Annotated in this window: 12 protein-coding genes; 6 read left to right on the plus strand and 6 right to left on the minus strand. The window is 72.8% G+C overall.

Going from position 1 to position 15,561, the window contains the following annotated elements; translation table 11 throughout:
* The 3 genes from C8054_RS19420 to C8054_RS19430 are packed head-to-tail and all read right to left on the minus strand — an operon-like array spanning window position 1 to window position 4,862.
* Window positions 1-1,227, minus strand: coding sequence for a hypothetical protein (locus C8054_RS19420; protein ID WP_107158222.1), 1,227 nt, complete (start codon window positions 1,225-1,227; stop codon window positions 1-3).
* Window positions 1,228-1,279: 52 nt separating this feature from the next.
* Entirely contained in the window at window positions 1,280-2,959 is a 1,680-nt protein-coding gene (locus tag C8054_RS19425) for a GTPase (protein ID WP_107158223.1), read from the minus strand.
* 55 nt (window positions 2,960-3,014) lie between these two features.
* On the minus strand, window positions 3,015-4,862 hold the full coding sequence (locus tag C8054_RS19430) for a GTPase domain-containing protein (RefSeq protein WP_107158224.1): 1,848 nt from the start codon (window positions 4,860-4,862) through the stop codon (window positions 3,015-3,017).
* A gap of 212 nt (window positions 4,863-5,074) precedes the next feature.
* On the opposite strand from C8054_RS19430, the gene dnaK reads away from it, so the two are divergent.
* The 5 genes from dnaK to C8054_RS19455 all read left to right on the plus strand — a co-directional run bounded on the left by dnaK (window position 5,075) and on the right by C8054_RS19455 (window position 9,857).
* Window positions 5,075-6,943: a molecular chaperone DnaK gene (gene dnaK / locus C8054_RS19435; protein ID WP_107158225.1), complete on the plus strand. Its 1,869-nt coding sequence runs from the start codon at window positions 5,075-5,077 to the stop codon at window positions 6,941-6,943.
* 48 nt (window positions 6,944-6,991) lie between these two features.
* Window positions 6,992-7,738 (plus strand): nucleotide exchange factor GrpE, encoded by a 747-nt coding sequence (grpE, locus tag C8054_RS19440; protein ID WP_107158226.1) that lies wholly within the window; start codon window positions 6,992-6,994, stop codon window positions 7,736-7,738.
* A 79-nt stretch (window positions 7,739-7,817) separates the two neighbouring features.
* Window positions 7,818-9,008: a molecular chaperone DnaJ gene (gene dnaJ / locus C8054_RS19445; RefSeq protein ID WP_107158227.1), complete on the plus strand. Its 1,191-nt coding sequence runs from the start codon at window positions 7,818-7,820 to the stop codon at window positions 9,006-9,008.
* Window positions 9,009-9,032: 24 nt separating this feature from the next.
* The gene (locus C8054_RS19450; protein WP_107158228.1) at window positions 9,033-9,473 is read left to right on the plus strand and encodes a heat shock protein transcriptional repressor HspR; all 441 of its coding nucleotides are present in this window, start codon (window positions 9,033-9,035) and stop codon (window positions 9,471-9,473) included.
* 177 nt (window positions 9,474-9,650) lie between these two features.
* The gene (locus C8054_RS19455; protein ID WP_107158247.1) at window positions 9,651-9,857 is read left to right on the plus strand and encodes a hypothetical protein; all 207 of its coding nucleotides are present in this window, start codon (window positions 9,651-9,653) and stop codon (window positions 9,855-9,857) included.
* A gap of 136 nt (window positions 9,858-9,993) precedes the next feature.
* On the opposite strand, the gene C8054_RS19460 is transcribed toward C8054_RS19455, so the two are convergent.
* The 3 genes from C8054_RS19460 to C8054_RS19470 all read right to left on the minus strand — a co-directional run bounded on the left by C8054_RS19460 (window position 9,994) and on the right by C8054_RS19470 (window position 12,308).
* On the minus strand, window positions 9,994-10,422 hold the full coding sequence (locus tag C8054_RS19460; protein WP_107158229.1) for a hypothetical protein: 429 nt from the start codon (window positions 10,420-10,422) through the stop codon (window positions 9,994-9,996).
* A 171-nt stretch (window positions 10,423-10,593) separates the two neighbouring features.
* Window positions 10,594-11,802: a cation:proton antiporter gene (locus tag C8054_RS19465; RefSeq protein WP_107158230.1), complete on the minus strand. Its 1,209-nt coding sequence runs from the start codon at window positions 11,800-11,802 to the stop codon at window positions 10,594-10,596.
* 5 nt (window positions 11,803-11,807) lie between these two features.
* The gene (locus C8054_RS19470; protein WP_107158231.1) at window positions 11,808-12,308 is read right to left on the minus strand and encodes a cation:proton antiporter regulatory subunit; all 501 of its coding nucleotides are present in this window, start codon (window positions 12,306-12,308) and stop codon (window positions 11,808-11,810) included.
* 589 nt (window positions 12,309-12,897) lie between these two features.
* Between C8054_RS19470 and clpB the strand changes: the two genes are divergently transcribed.
* Window positions 12,898-15,489 carry an ATP-dependent chaperone ClpB gene (gene clpB / locus C8054_RS19485; RefSeq protein WP_107158233.1) on the plus strand — a complete coding sequence of 864 codons (2,592 nt, stop codon included), beginning with the start codon at window positions 12,898-12,900 and terminating at the stop codon, window positions 15,487-15,489.
* The last annotated feature ends 72 nt before the right edge of the window (window positions 15,490-15,561 follow it).

The raw sequence follows: 15,561 nt of genomic DNA on the forward strand, positions 1-15,561 counted from the left end.
TCAGGCGGGGTCGTCGGTGAGGCGGTGCCGGTTCGCCTCGATCCAGGCGTCCAGCGCCGCCGGGTCGTCCGGGTCCACCCCGTCGGCCATCAACTGCGCCACCGCCGCGGTGGCCGCGCTACGCCGCTCACCGGTGCTGTAGAGCCGGGCGAACTCGGGGACCATCTCGGTGATCGCCTCGTCCGTCCGGGTGGTCGCGGGTGGCGCCAGCCCTCGCTGCCGGCCCGCGTACGCCGCCCAGGCCCGCAGCACCCGGGGCAGCATCGCGGCGTCGTCCATGTCCAGCACGGCACGACGGTGCACCCAGTCGAGCAGGAACAGCTCGGCGACCATCGGGCTCCACCGCATCGGGTCGGCGTCCGGGAAGCTCGCCGCGTGATCCAGCAGCAGACCCAGGCAGAAGTGCAACGAGGCCAGCTCGCCGTCGGCCACCTCGGGCAGGCCGAAACGGGCGGCCTCGGGTGAGTCGAGGAAGGCGCGTACCAGCCTGGTCCGCTCCTCGTCGGTGGCCGGCGGCACGACCGCCGGGCCGGTCGGCGGTCGCGGCCCGGGCAGGGCCGCCAGGCGGGCGCCCACCAGGGCCCGATCGGTGGCGAGCGAACCCTGGGCGGGCAGCTCGCCGAGGTCGTCGGTGACCGCCAGGTGGCGGCCCACCTCCGCGTGCATCCGGGCCGGGTCCTCGGCACGGAACCAGGTCAGCTCGTCCTCGGTGCAGATCTCCCGGGCCTGCTCGACGATCCGGGCCGCCGGACCGCCGACGAACACGTCCTTGGTGATGCCGATGTTGTGGTCGACGAGGACCACCAGGGCGTGCTCCGGCCCGCCCTGCTCCTCGTCCTCGTAGGCGAACGTGGCCAGGTAGGAGGTCTGGTCGCCGTACACGTCGCCGTACGCCCAGGTGCCGGTGAGGCGCACCCGGCCGAGCTGGCCGGCCCACGCCGGGGCGTACGCGCCGGGCCGGACCCGGGCGGCGCCCTCGGCGTCCGGCACCAGGGCGGCGAAGACGGCGCGGATGGTGGTCGCGGCGGCACTGCGCCGGCGTGACGTGGCGGCGAGGAAGCCGGCCACGAACTCGTGGACGGCTCGCTGTCGGTCGTGCTCCGCGACGGCGTAGACGCTGCCCAGCAACGCGGCGCCGAGCATCTCCGCGTCCAGGGCGGAGTCGAGCCTCGTCACGTCGCGCGCGGCGTGCAGCACCGCGTCGTAGGGGGTCTGTGGCGTGGCCATGCATCGACCCTACGCCGCGTCGACGGCCGTCACACCGCTCCGCGCACCCGATTCAGCGCCGGCCGGCCTCGTGCAGCGCGTTCCGTGCCGCGCCGTACCGCGCCAGCAACGCCCAGACCGGATCCAGCACGTACTTCTCGCCGACGCTGCCGACCGAGGTGAGCAGGCGCTGCTCGGCCCGGTCGCGGGCCCGCCGGGCCGCCCACCCGACCACCGGCCGGGTCAGCGCCGCCACCAGCAGCCCGGCCAGCAGGCCGCCGAGCAGCAGCACGGTGGGCCAGGGCACCTCGCCGAGCTTCGGGTGTTCCAGCGGTGGCAGGCCGAGGAAGCGCAGCGCGTACCCCAGGACCAGCCAGACCAGGCCGCCCACTGCCGCGAGCGTGACCAGCCACTGGATCGCGCCGACCACCCGCCACCAGGCCGGCCGCCGGTTCATGCCGAGATCGGTGGCGGCGACCGCGTGGTCGAGCGCGCCCGGCAGCTCGGCCAGCCGGGACCGGGCCGCGGCGGTCACCGCGGTCGGCCACGGCGCCGGCAGGTCGGCGCCGGACCGGTCGGCCACCGCCCGGATGGCCAGGTTCAGCGCCGAGCGCTGCGCGGCGGTCGGATCGGGTACGGAGGTGGCCGAGATCAGGCTCTCGGCCGGCGCGTCCGGGTCCCGCCCCGGCAGGTGCAACCGGCGTAGCGGATCCGGGCGCAGCTTCCGCCAGCTCCGCACCAGCGGCCAGCCGGTGCTGCTCACCGCCCGGTGCCGGTACGCGCCCTGGACCGCCTGCGCCACGGTCGGCACGCCGGCCGCCCCGGCCAGTGCCCGGGTGAGCTCCCGGGCCGAGGCGTCACCCGGCCGGGTGCGTGGCGGCTCCGGCCCGACCAGCGGTTCGAGGTCGGTCACCACGGCGTCCACGTCACCGGAGAGCCGGCGCAGCGCGGCCTGCCGCTCGGCGACCGTCTTCTCCAGCTCGGCCCGCAGCCCGGCCAGCCCGGCCGGGTCCGTGGCCACGGTGGGCAGCAGCGGCACCCCGCCCAGCCCGTCGGCGTCGAGCAGCCGGCGCAGGTCGTCGAGGACGGTGGGCAACGCGGTCGGGTGCAACCGGTCGGCCTGGTTGAGCACCACCACTGTCACGTCCCGGTGCCGGTGGAACTCGCGCAGGTAGCTGGTGTGGATCACGCGGTCGGCGTACTTCTGCGGGTCGACCACCCAGACCACCAGGTCGACCAGGCCGAGCAGCCGGTCGACCTCCAGCCGGTGGTGGTGCTGCACCGAGTCGAAGTCGGGCAGGTCCAGCAGGACCAGACCGTGCAGGTTGGACTCGTCGTCGCCGTCCAGCGGGCTCTCCCGGACGAACCGGTGCCGGGGCAGCACCCCGACCCAGTCGAGCAGGCGTACCGCGCCGTCGAGCGGGCCCCACACGCAGGCGTGGGCCACGCCGGTGGTCGGCCGGCGCACGCCGACCGGGGAGAGGTCCATCCGGGCCAGCGCGTTGAACAGGCTCGACTTCCCGCTGCCGGTGGCGCCGGCGAGCGCGACCACGGTGTGCCGGCCGGAGAGGGCGAGCCGGTCACCGGCCCGCTCGACCACGGTGTGCGCGGCCACCAGTTGGGCATCCGGTACCTGGCCGTCCACCGCGCCGAGGAACCGCTGGACCGCCTGGAGGCGCGCGATCAGGACGTCCGGGTCGATCCGCTGGTCGGTGCGGAACGCCTCGCGCATCCGTCCCACGAGGTTCGTCATGATGCCGTCCTTGTCCGCGACTGCGGGGCTCGCAACACCGGCTCACTCCTCGCGCTCACGGGTGGTCGCGTCCGTCCTGGTCGGTGTCGGTGGGCGACGGGGCGCCGTCGGCGGTGGTGAGGCCGCTGCGGTGCCGGGCCCGCTCGACCGTCACCGCCGCCTGGCGCAACGCCGCACCGGCGTCGGTGGCCGGGCGGGCGGCCTCGGTGCGGGCCAGGAAGCGGGCGGCCTCCTCGGTGAGCAGCGCGCCGACCCGGTCGAGCAGGTCCACCCGCGCCTTGCGGGACAGGTTACGCACCGCCTGGTCGCCGAAGATGGCCTGGAGCACGGTCTGCCCGGCGACCGCGGTGCCGGTGCCGGCGGCGACCTCCAGGCCGGTCGGGATGAACGCGGTGGAGGCGAAGACGCCGATCATGACGGCCAGGCCGGTGGCGTTGACCGCGTACGCCGCGGTGCGGGCCACGAACCGCCGGTCGCCGCCCTCGACGCGGACCAGTTCCAGCACCGCGCGCTGCCAGTCGCGGACCAGTTGCTCGCCGCGTGCCGGCAGGTCGGCCGACGCGTACGCCAGCTCCGGTTCGAGCAGCGCCGCGCCGGCCGGGTGCGCCTTCCAACCGGTGTACGCGTTCTCGGCCGCCTCGGCGGCCACCCCGCGCAGCAGCGTCACCAGTTGGGACTCGATCGCGGTCCGCAGTTCCGCCGCCGGGGCGGGCCGGCCGGTGACCGCCGCGACCATCCGGTCCCGCAGCCGGCCGATCCGTGCCTCCAGGCTGCGGAAGAACTCGCCGGTGCCGACGAACTCCTGCCAGCGGGCCAGCACCTCGCCCCGGAGCAGCCGGCCGTCCCGGAGCCCCTGGTCGACGGTGCGCTCCGCGCCCCGATAGGCGGCCCGGACCCGCTCGTCGAGCGCCTCGGCGGCGGCCATCTGCTCGTCGGCGGCGTCGGCCAACCCCTCGACCACCGGATGCAGGGCGGCCAGCGCGCCGTCGAGCGTCTGCCGGACCACCGCCGAGCGGGCCTCCGCGTCGCCGGCGAGCCGGGCGAACCAGCCGCTCAACGGCGCGGTCATCCGGTCCGGCAGCAGGCCCTGCCCGTCCACCCAGGTCTCCGGCAGCACGAACAGCGGCGCGGCGCCCAGATCCTGCGAGGCGAGCATCTCGGACAGGTGGGCGGCGATCTCGTCGGCGGCCTCGGGCGGGACCCGGTCGAGCACCATGGCGACGGCGGTGCCCCGGGCCCGGGCGCTGCGCAGCAGCTCCCAGGGCACGGCGTCGGCGTAGCGCGCGGCGGTGGTGACGAACAACCACAGGTCGGCGGCGGCGAGCAGTTGCCCGGCGAGCGCCCGGTTGGCGTCCACCACCGAGTCGATGTCGGGGGCGTCGAGGAAGGCCAGCCCGGCCGGCAGCGCCGGGGCGGTGACCAGTTGGAGGGTGCCCGGGTGTTCGCTCGGCTCGGTGGTGCGGGTCAGGCCGGGCAGCAGCTCGCCCTGGCGGAACCAGGCGGCGTCGGCCGGGTTGCAGACCAGCACCGGGGAACGGGTGGTGGGCCGGAGCACCCCGGCCGCGCTGACCCGCGCCTGGACCAGGCTGTTGACGAGCGTCGACTTGCCGGCGCCGGTCGAGCCGCCGACCACCACGAGCAGCGGGGCGTCGAGTCGGGCCAACCTCGGCAGCAGGTAGTCGTCGAGCTGGTCGGTGAGGCTCCGGGCGGCGTGCCGGGCCGACTCGGCCGAGGGCAGGGCGAGCGGGAAGCGAGCCGCGTCGATCGCGGCCCGCAGGTCGGTGAGCGCGGCGGACAGGCCCGCCGTGGCCTCGGCGGGCTGGTCGTCGCCGGTGGGGGTTCCGGTGCGGGCTGCGACGGCGGGCGCGCCGGCACGGGTGGCGGAATCGCCATGCGTCGTCACCGCTAAAGCGTGCCCGACCGACGCAAGGTAAGACAACCGGACGGTAATAACGGTCAGGTTGCGCCGAGTCGACTCAACCTCGACTTGCGGTTTGCCGATCGCGTGGCACTATTGAGTCAAGTTCACTCAACTTGTGGCGCGGCCGCCTTCCGGGCGACCCCGCCGGGCAGGCCAACCGACCTGCTCACCCGTTATGAAGCGAGGAAGCGAACATGGCACGTGCGGTCGGCATCGACCTCGGCACGACGAACTCCTGCGTCAGCGTTCTCGAGGGCGGTGAGCCCACCGTCATCGCCAACGCCGAGGGCTCGCGTACGACTCCCTCGATCGTCGCGTTCGCCCGCAACGGCGAGGTGCTCGTCGGTGAGGTCGCCAAGCGCCAGGCGGTGACCAACCCCGACCGGACCATCCGCTCGGTCAAGCGGGAGATCGGCACCAACTGGACCGTCGACATCGACGGCAAGAAGTACACCCCGCAGGAGATCTCCGCGCGGACGCTGATGAAGCTCAAGCGGGACGCCGAGGCGTACCTGGGCGAGCAGATCGCCGACGCGGTGATCACCGTCCCGGCCTACTTCAACGACGGGCAGCGCCAGGCCACCAAGGAGGCCGGTGAGATCGCCGGCTTCAACGTGCTGCGGATCGTGAACGAGCCGACCGCGGCCGCCCTGGCGTACGGCCTGGACAAGGGCTCCAAGGAGCAGACCGTCCTGGTCTTCGACCTCGGTGGCGGCACGTTCGACGTGTCCCTGCTGGAGCTGGCCGAGGGCGTCGTCGAGGTGAAGTCGACGAGCGGTGACAACCAGCTCGGCGGCGACGACTGGGACCAGCGGATCATCGACCACCTGGTGAAGACGTTCCGCGGCGAGCACGGCATCGACCTCTCGCAGGACAAGATGGCCATGCAGCGGCTCAAGGAGGCGGCCGAGAAGGCCAAGATCGAGCTGTCCGCGGCCACCACCAGCAACATCAACCTGCCGTACATCACCGCCGGCTCGGCCGGCCCGCTGCACCTCGACGTGACGCTGAGCCGCGCCGAGTTCCAGCGCATGACGCAGGACCTGCTGGACCGCTGCAAGGGCCCGTTCGAGCAGGCCGTCAAGGACGCCGGGATCAAGGTCTCCGACGTCGACCACGTCATCCTGGTCGGCGGCTCGACCCGGATGCCCGCCGTCACCGACCTGGTCAAGCAGCTCACCGGCCGCGACCCGAACAAGGGCGTCAACCCGGACGAGGTCGTCGCCGTCGGCGCCGCGCTCCAGGCGGGCGTGCTCAAGGGCGAGGTCAAGGACGTCCTGCTGCTCGACGTGACGCCGCTGAGCCTCGGCATCGAGACCAAGGGCGGCATCTTCACCAAGCTCATCGAGCGCAACACCACCATCCCGACCAAGCGCTCCGAGGTCTTCACCACGGCCGACGACAACCAGCCGTCGGTGCTGATCCAGGTGTTCCAGGGCGAGCGGGAGATCGCGGCCTACAACAAGAAGCTCGGCACGTTCGAGCTGACCGGCCTCCCGCCGGCGCCGCGCGGCGTGCCGCAGATCGAGGTCACGTTCGACATCGACGCCAACGGCATCGTCAACGTGCACGCCAAGGACCTGGGCACCGGCAAGGAACAGAAGATGACGATCACCGGCGGCTCCTCGCTGCCGAAGGACGACATCGAGCGCATGCGCCGGGACGCCGAGGAGCACGCCGACGAGGACAAGCGCCGCCGCGAGGAGGCGGAGACCCGCAACGTCGCCGAGGCGCTCCAGTGGCAGACCGAGAAGTTCCTCGCCGAGAGCGGCGACAAGCTGCCGGCCGAGAACCGGGACCAGCTCAACGAGGCGCTCGGCGAGCTGCGCAGCGCCCTCGGCGGGCAGGACATCGAGAAGATCAAGGCCGCGCACGAGAAGCTGGCCCAGGTCTCCCAGCAGGCCGGCTCGCTGCTCTACGCGCAGCAGCAGGAGGGTGAGCCGGGCGCTCCCGGTGCGGGTGCGGCCGGGCCGGGTGCCGGTGCGGGTGCGACCGGCGGTCCGCAGGCCGGTGGCGCCGACGACGTGGTCGACGCGGAGATCGTGGACGAGGACAAGAAGTGACAGTCGGTCCCCGGCACGATCCGCACCGCAGAGGGATGAGGTGACCGCATGACGGACACGCCACGAGCGGCCGACCCGGGTTCCACCGGGTCGGCGCCGGGTGGCTCCGCGGGCGCCGGCAAGGACGCCGGCGACGAGCCGCGGGTCGTCATCCGTGACAAGCGCAAGCTCGGCAAGGTGACGGAGGAGCCGGCGAACGACCCGTCCGCCGCCGACGCCGCCGCCGACGCGCCCGCCGAAGGGCTGGTCGAGGAGGCCGAGGTCGTCGTCGACGAGATCGGCGGCGAGGCCGAGGTCGCCGGGCCCCCCGTGGTCGACGCGCCGGCCGAGCCGAGCGACGAGACCGGCAAGGCGCCGCTCGGCGCCGAGCTGGAGTCGCTCCGCTCCGACCTGGAGGAGCGCACCCGCGACCTCCAGCGGGTGTCGGCGGAGTACGCCAACTACCGCAAGCGGGTCGACCGCGACCGCAACCTGGTCCAGGAGCAGGCGACCGGCGGGGTGCTCACCGCGCTCCTGCCGATCCTCGACGACCTGGACCGGGCCCGCGAGCACGGCGACCTGGTGGGTCCGTTCGGCAGTGTGGCCGACCAGCTCACCGCCGCGCTGGGCAAGTTCGGCCTGACCGCGTTCGGTGAGCAGGGCGACCCGTTCGACCCGACCCGGCACGAGGCGGTGGCGCACCAGACCTCCGCCGACGTGACGGAGCCGACCTGCGTGCAGGTCATGCGCCGGGGCTACCAACTCGGCGAGCGCCTGCTGCGGCCGGCCCTGGTCGCGGTCGCGGACCCGGAGTAGTGCCGACCCGTGACGTCCCGCCCGCCCGCACCGGGCGGGCGGGACGACCGGGATTCGACCCGTGGAAGGGGGTGGACCGGTGAGTTCCAAGGACTGGATCGAGAAGGACTACTACGCCGCGTTGGGCGTGGACAAGTCCGCCTCCTCGGACGAGATCAAGAAGTCGTACCGGAAGCTGGCCCGGGAGTCGCATCCGGACCACAACCCCGGTGATGCCGGGGCCGAGGAGCGGTTCAAGACCGTCTCCGAGGCGTACGCGGTGCTCGGCGACGAGAAGAAGCGTCGCGAGTACGACGAGATGCGGTCGCTCTTCGGCTCGGGCGCGTTCCGGCGCGGCGCCCGCGGCACGGGCCAGTCCGGGGGCGCGCCGTTCGACGTCTCCGACCTGTTCGGCGGCGGCGGTGCCGGCGGTGGCGGCGACGCCCGGTTCGGTGGCGGCGGCTTCACCGACCTGTTCAGCACGATCTTCTCCGGTGGCGGCGCCGGCGGCGCGGCACGCCCGCGCGGTCCGGCCCGGGGCCGGGACGTCGAGGCCGAGGTGGCGCTGGACTTCACGGACGCGGTCCGCGGCGTCACCCTGCCGCTGACCCTGCGCGCACCAGGGGTCTGCGACACCTGCCACGGCAACGGCGCCAAGCCGGGCACCACGCCGCTGGCCTGCCCGGTCTGTCACGGTGCCGGGGTGACCACCCGCAACCAGGGGTCGTTCAGCTTCTCCGAGCCCTGCCGCAACTGCCAGGGCGTCGGCACGATCGTCGAGGAGAAGTGCCCGGAGTGCCACGGCACCGGCGGGGTCACCAAGACCCGCACGCTGACCGTGCGCTTCCCGGCCGGGGTGGCCGACGGCCAGCGGATCCGGCTGGCCGGTCGCGGCGAACCCGGCGACCGGGGCGGCCCGGCGGGCGACCTGTTCGTGCACGTGAAGGTGCGCCCGGACGAGTTGTTCGGACGCACCGGGGACGATCTGACCCTGAACGTCCCGATCACGTACGCCGAGGCGGTGCTCGGGACCGACCTGCGGGTGCCGACCCTGGACGGCACGGTGACGTTGCGGGTGCCACCGGGTACCCCCACCGGACGGGTGCTGCGGGCCCGCGGCAAGGGCGTCGTACGCAATGACGGCCGCGCCGGTGATCTGCTGGTCACGCTCGACGTGGTGGTCCCGGCGAAGGTGTCGGACGAGGCGCGGGCGGCGCTGGAGACCTTCGCGGCGCAGACTCCGCCCGCCGCGCGGGAACATCTCGACGCGCGGGTACGTCGATTCAGTTGACGGCGGCAGCGGAGGTGAGCGGGCATGTCGGAGGAGTACGTCGGCTCGGGTGACCCGGCCTACGAAGCCAAGATTCTGATGATCTCGGTGGCGGCGCGGATGGCGGGCATGCACCCCCAGACGCTGCGCCAGTACGACCGGCTGGGCCTGGTGCAGCCCGGCCGGGCGGCCGGCGGCGGTCGCCGGTACAGCGTCCGGGACGTGGTGCTGCTGCGCGAGGTGCAGCGGCTCAGTCAGGACGACGGGATCAACCTGGCCGGGGTGAAGCGGATCATCGGGCTGGAGCGGCTGCTGGAGGAGGCGCAGCAGCGGGTGGCCCGGCTGGAGGCGGAGCTGGACGCCGCGTACCGGCGGATCGCCGAGCTGGAGTCGCTGGGTGGCTTCCCCCGTGGCGACCTGGTGCCCACCAACCGCACCTCCACCGCGCTCGTGGTCTGGCGCCCCCGTCGTACCCCCGATCGCTGACACCTGCTGCTCGCGCTCGTCCGAGGGCCGGCACGTCCCCCGCTGTTCCCGGAGGCGTGCCGGCCCTTGCCGGTCGACGGGGAGGTCGCGGAAACCGGGGCGCGGCGGGGCCCGCTCCACTACGCTTTGATCAGGGATGAAAGCCCTGAAACGGAATCCGGGCTGGCGGGGGGAGCCATGGCGGAACCGGCGAAGAAAGTGGCGGAACGCGCGGAGGAGCGCCTCGAAAAGGTGGCCGAGAACGTCAAGGAGCGATTCGACCGGGTAACCGAGGGCCGCTTCAGCGACAAGGTCAAGGAAGGGCGCTTCGCCGACCAGACCGACCACGGTGTGGACCGCGCTAGGGACGACGAACGGCGCAAGAAACAGGGCGGATCGACCTGACCGATCCGTCGACGTGCGGGCCGGACGCCACTCGGGCCCACCCTGACCCGGTGATCATGAAGTTGGCGGCATCGGCGGAGATCGACATCGCCGTCGACTTCATGATCACGGCGGAGGCGAGGTGCCGTGAGCCGAGCTAGAGGCGGCGGTTCTCGCGCACCAGGCCACCCTCGCACCAGTCGCGGTAGACGAAGAGATCCGGGCGGGCGAGCAGCACCCGGCTGTTGTGCGCCCAGTTGCGCATCAGGTCGTCGCCGGTCCGTTCGGCCTGCTCGACGAGCTTGCGAAAGCGGCGTTTCGGGTGCGCGCGGAAGTTCGTCCGGATGCCGTCGGCGGCGTAGATGTAGAGGCAGTGCAGCGCGAACCGGCGGGCCGGACAGGACCGGTCCATGGCCAGGTCGAACAGCGTCTGCACCAGGTGGTCACCGGCGACCAGCAGGTCCCAGTCGGGCGGCATGGAGGCCAGTGGCACCGAGTCCGGTTGGTACGCCCAGGCCCGCAGTTCGGCGGGCGACGGGTCGACCGGGTTGGCGAAGCCGTGGAACGTCTCTTCCCGCACGTTCACCGGCCGACCTTCCGCTGACGCTGGCGGGGGCTCCGGCCACCCGCGGACCCTGGCTGCTGGGGCGACACGTTAACGCGCTTCGGCGGAGCAGTGGTAGCCCTTCCCGGGATCAATTTGACAACCGTTGGCCGGGCCGGACCGGATGAGCAGCCGATCAGGCCCGGCCACGGGTCAGTCGCCCACCGGCACCGTGACCGGTCGGGTGGCGGCGGCACGTCGGCGCAGCCACTGCTTGAACCAGGGGGTGTCCGGCAACCGGGCGAGCAGCGGACCGGTCACCACCGTGATCAGCACGTACGCGGTGGCGAGCGCGGCCAGCTTCGGCTCCACCGGGTAGACGGCGGCCACGGCCAGCCCGGCGATGACGATGGAGAACTCACCGCGCGGGGTGAGCGCCAGGCCGGCCCGCCAGCGTCCGGGCTCGGCGATCCCGGCCCGACGGGCGGCCAGGTAGCCGGTGGCCACCTTCGTCGCCATGGTCACCACGGCCAGCAGCAGCGCGGGCAGGAGCACCGGTGGCATGTCCAGCGGGTTGGTGACCAGCCCGAAGAACACGAAGAAGACCGCGGCGAAGAGGTCCCGCAGCGGCGACAGCAACTGGGTGGCGTGGTGCGCGACCGGCCCGGACAGCGCGATGCCGACCAGGAACGCGCCGACCGCGGCGGAGACCTGGAGCTTGGCCGCGATACCGGCGACCAGCAGGGTCAGGCCGAGCACGCCGAGCAGCAGCGCCTCCGGATCCTTGGCGGAGAGCGCGGTGGAGATCAGATGCCCGTACCGGATCGCCACGGCCAGCACGACGACCACGGTGAACACCGCGATGGCGAGCGCGATGCCGCCCTTCATCAGGCCGACCCCGGCGAGCAGCGCGGTGACCAGCGGCAGGTAGAGCGCCATCGCCAGGTCCTCGATCACCAGGACGGAGAGGATCACCGGGGTCTCCCGGTTACCGACCCGGCCCAGGTCGCCGAGCACCTTGGCGATCACGCCCGAGGACGACACCCAGGTGACGCCGGCGAGCACCACGGCGGCGACCCAGCCCCAGCCGAGCAGCAGCGCGAACGCGAAGCCGGGCAGCGCGTTGAACACCGCGTCGATGACCCCGGCGGGCGCGGCCGAGCGGAGGTTGCCGACCAGTTCGTTCGCGCTGTACTCCAGGCCGAGCATGACCAGCAGCAGGATCACGCCGATCTCCGCGCCGACGGCGAAGAACTCCTCGCTGGCGTTGAGCGGCAGCAGGCCGCCGTGCCCGAAGGCGAGGCCGGCCAGCAGATAGAGCGGGATGGGCGAGACGCCGACGCGACGGCTGAGCCGGCCGAGCAGGCCGAGCAGGAGCAGCAGCGCGCCGACCTCGACGAGCAGGATTTGGGTTTCGTGCATACGCGTCAGCCGTCCGGGTCGGTCTCGGCGAGGATGGAGGTGACGCCGTCGAGACCCTGTCGGGTGCCGACCACGACGACCACATCGCCGGATTCGAACCGGAAGGTGGGGTCGGGCGAGACGTTCACCTCGCCCTGACGCAGCACGGCCACGATGGACGCGCTGGTCCGGGTGCGGGCCTTCGTGTCGCCGAGCCGCCGACCGACGTACTTCGAGCCGGCCGGGATCACGATCTGCTCGGTCAGCAGCCCGGCGGCCTGCTCGCGCAGCCCGGAGAGCTGACCCAGCATCAGCGACGCGCCGAGGATGTCGGCCAGCGCCTCCGCCTCGTCGTCGGTCAGCGGTATGTCGTGCTGACAGGAGTCGGGATCGTCCGGGTCGTAGAGGACCAGGTCGCGGCGGCCATTGCGATGGGAGACCACGCCGAGCCGGCGGCCGGATTCCGTCATCAGGTCATGACGTACGCCGATTCCCGGTAAGGCGGTCTGTTCGACACGTACTCGCACGCCGGTGAGGCTACCTCTGCCGGGCACATGCTGCTCCCAGGGCCGAGCCCTCACCCGGTCCCTCACGCTGATCCGAGTGCCGGCCCGCCTACACGGTGTCGGAGACGCCGTGCTCCTTGCACAGTTGGGCGAGGCTCGGCAGCGTGTGGCCGGACGGCCACTCTCCCGAATCGATCTTGCTCTTCAGCTCGTGGGATCGCCGTCTCGGTCGAGGACGACCAGGGCGTACGCCACTGGGTGTTCTGCGACCGCAAGCTCGACGGCGGCCGGCGCTGCGTGCTGCGCGCCGATCACGTGACGCCCTGCATCGCGCGTCTCCCCGGCCGCCCCGGTCGCTGACGACTGGGTGCACCTGTTGTCGTCCCGGCGACAACAGGTGCACCCAAACCTCGGGCCCGCCTCATTCCAGGCGAGCGGGCCGACCGGCGAGTCGGCCAGCGCGAAGGCGAGCGTCTGCGGCTGTTGGCTCTGCACCTGGTTGAAGGAGGTCGAGCGGGAAGTGACCCGGGTCACACACGCGGACTTGAGCGGAATAGACTCAACTCTGGTTGTGTCATGTCCAGTGGACACGCCGATCCCGGGGGAGCCCATGAACACGGAACGCCTCACCACCAAGAGCCGCGAGACCATCACCGGTGCCGTCGCGCTGGCGAACCAGCGCGGTCACGCCACCGTGGAGCCCTGGCACCTGCTGCTGGCCCTGCTGGACACCGACGGCTCGACCGCCGCCGGCCTGCTGCGCGCCGTCGGTGCCGACGCCGCCGAACTGCGCCGGGTCGCCCAGCGCTCGGTCGACGCGCTGCCCGCCGCGCGCGGTTCCAGCCTGGCCGAGCCGACGCTGGCCCGCGAGTTCGTCAACGCCATCGGCGCGGCGGAGCAGATCGCCCGGCCGCTCGGCGACGAGTACACCTCCACCGAGCACCTGCTGGCCGGGCTGGCCCGGGTCGGCGGCGCGGTCTCGGTCGCGCTGAAGAACGCCGGCGCCACCGAGGAGAACCTGGTCGCCGCGTTCCCGACCGTCCGGGGCGGAGACCGTCGGGTCACCACCGCCGATCCCGAGCAGACCTACCAGGCGCTGGCCAAGTACGGCGTCGACCTGACCGCCAGCGCCCGTGACGGCAAGATCGACCCGGTGATCGGCCGGGACTCGGAGATCCGTCGGGTGATCCAGGTGCTGTCCCGGCGTACCAAGAACAACCCGGTGCTGATCGGTGAGCCCGGCGTCGGCAAGACCGCCATCGTCGAGGGCCTGGCCCAGCGCATCGTCGCCGGTGACGTGCCGGAGTCGCTGCGGGACAAGAAGCTGGTCTCGCTCGACCTCGGCGCGATGGTCGCCGGCGCGTCGTACCGCGGCCAGTTCGAGGAGCGGCTCAAGTCCGTGCTGGAGGAGATCAAGAACTCCGACGGGCAGGTCATCACGTTCCTCGACGAGCTGCACACAGTGGTCGGCGCCGGCAAGGGCGAGGGCTCGATGGACGCCGGCAACATGCTCAAGCCGATGCTGGCCCGCGGCGAGCTGCGGATGGTCGGCGCGACCACGCTCGACGAGTACCGCGAGCACATCGAGAAGGACCCGGCGCTGGAGCGCCGCTTCCAGCCGGTGCTGGTCGGCGAGCCGACCATCGAGGACACCATCGGCATCCTGCGCGGGCTCAAGGAGCGCTACGAGGTGCACCACGGCGTACGCATCACCGATGCCGCGCTGGTCGCCGCCGCCGCGCTCTCCGACCGCTACATCACCGACCGGTTCCTGCCGGACAAGGCGATCGACCTGGTGGACGAGTCCGCGTCCCGGCTGCGCATGGAGATCGACTCGCGCCCGGTCGAGGTGGACGAGATCGAGCGGGCGGTACGCCGCCTGGAGATCGAGGAGATGGCGCTGGCCAAGGAGCCGGACGCCGCGTCCGCCGAACGCCTGGAGCGGCTGCGCAAGGAGCTGGCCGACAAGCGTGAGCAGCTCACCGCGCTCTCCGAGCGTTGGCAGACCGAGAAGAGCCACATCACCAAGCTCTCCACCGCCAAGGAGGAGCTGGAGCGGCTCGGCGGCGAGGCCGAACGGGCCGAGCGGGACGGCGAGCTGGAACGCGCCGCCGAGCTGCGCTACGGCCGGATCCCCACGCTCAAGGGTGAGCTGAAGCAGGCCGAGGAGGAGCTGGCCCGGCTCCAGGCCGACGGCGCGATGCTCAAGGAGGAGGTCGGCGCGGACGACATCGCCGCAGTGGTCGCCTCCTGGACCGGCATCCCGGCCGGCCGGCTGCTGGAGGGCGAGACGGCCAAGCTGCTCCGGATGGAGGAGTCGCTGCGGGCCCGCGTGGTCGGCCAGGCCGAGGCGGTCGGCGCGGTCTCCGACGCGGTCCGCCGCGCCCGGGCCGGCGTTGCCGACCCGGACCGCCCGACCGGCAGCTTCCTGTTCCTCGGCCCGACCGGCGTCGGCAAGACCGAGCTGGCCAAGGCACTCGCCGAGTTCCTCTTCGACGACGAGCGGGCCATGGTCCGCATCGACATGAGCGAGTACGGCGAGAAGCACTCGGTGGCCCGTCTGGTCGGCGCCCCGCCCGGTTACGTCGGGTACGAGGAGGGCGGCCAGCTCACCGAGGCGGTGCGCCGCCGGCCGTACTCGGTGATCCTGCTGGACGAGGTGGAGAAGGCCCACCCGGACGTCTTCGACATCCTGCTCCAGGTGCTCGACGACGGCCGGCTCACCGACGGCCAGGGTCGTACGGTGGACTTCCGCAACGCGATCCTGATCCTCACCTCGAACCTGGGGTCGTCGGTGATCAGCGACCTGACGCTGAGCGAGGAGGAGCGCCGGGAGGGCGTGCTGGCGGTGGTCCGGTCGCACTTCAAGCCGGAGTTCCTCAACCGCCTCGACGACATCGTGGTGTTCGCCGCGCTCCGGGGCGACGACCTGCGGGCCATCGTCGACATCCAGCTCGACCGGCTGCGGCGCCGGCTGGCCGACCGTCGGCTCGGCATGGACGTCACCGACACGGCCCGCACCTGGCTGGCCGAGCACGGGTACGACCCGATCTACGGCGCGCGCCCGCTGCGCCGGTTGGTGCAGTCGGCCATCGGTGACCGCCTCGCGAAGGCGCTCCTGGCCGGCGAGATCCGCGACGGCGACACGGTCCAGGTCGACCTGGCCGACAGCAAGGACGCCCTGACCGTCACCGCAGCCTGACCCGCCCCACCCGAAAGGCCCGGCCTCCGGCCGGGCCTTTCCCCTGCCCACCCCGCCTCCCCACCCCCTCAC

This window comes from Micromonospora sp. RP3T, from assembly GCF_003027925.1.
Classification (GTDB): Bacteria; Actinomycetota; Actinomycetes; order Mycobacteriales; family Micromonosporaceae; genus Micromonospora.

Bases quoted from the DNA above. Each gene is read 5' to 3' on its own strand.
- C8054_RS19465 (WP_107158230.1), bottom strand. From the start codon at position 11,802: ATGCACGAAACCCAAATCCTGCTCGTCGAGGTCGGCGCGCTGCTGCTC.
- grpE (WP_107158226.1), top strand. From the start codon at position 6,992: ATGACGGACACGCCACGAGCGGCCGACCCGGGTTCCACCGGGTCGGCG.
- C8054_RS19425 (WP_107158223.1), bottom strand. From the start codon at position 2,959: ATGACGAACCTCGTGGGACGGATGCGCGAGGCGTTCCGCACCGACCAG.
- clpB (WP_107158233.1), top strand. From the start codon at position 12,898: ATGAACACGGAACGCCTCACCACCAAGAGCCGCGAGACCATCACCGGT.
- dnaK (WP_107158225.1), top strand. From the start codon at position 5,075: ATGGCACGTGCGGTCGGCATCGACCTCGGCACGACGAACTCCTGCGTC.
- C8054_RS19455 (WP_107158247.1), top strand. From the start codon at position 9,651: ATGGCGGAACCGGCGAAGAAAGTGGCGGAACGCGCGGAGGAGCGCCTC.
- C8054_RS19450 (WP_107158228.1), top strand. From the start codon at position 9,033: ATGTCGGAGGAGTACGTCGGCTCGGGTGACCCGGCCTACGAAGCCAAG.
- C8054_RS19420 (WP_107158222.1), bottom strand. From the start codon at position 1,227: ATGGCCACGCCACAGACCCCCTACGACGCGGTGCTGCACGCCGCGCGC.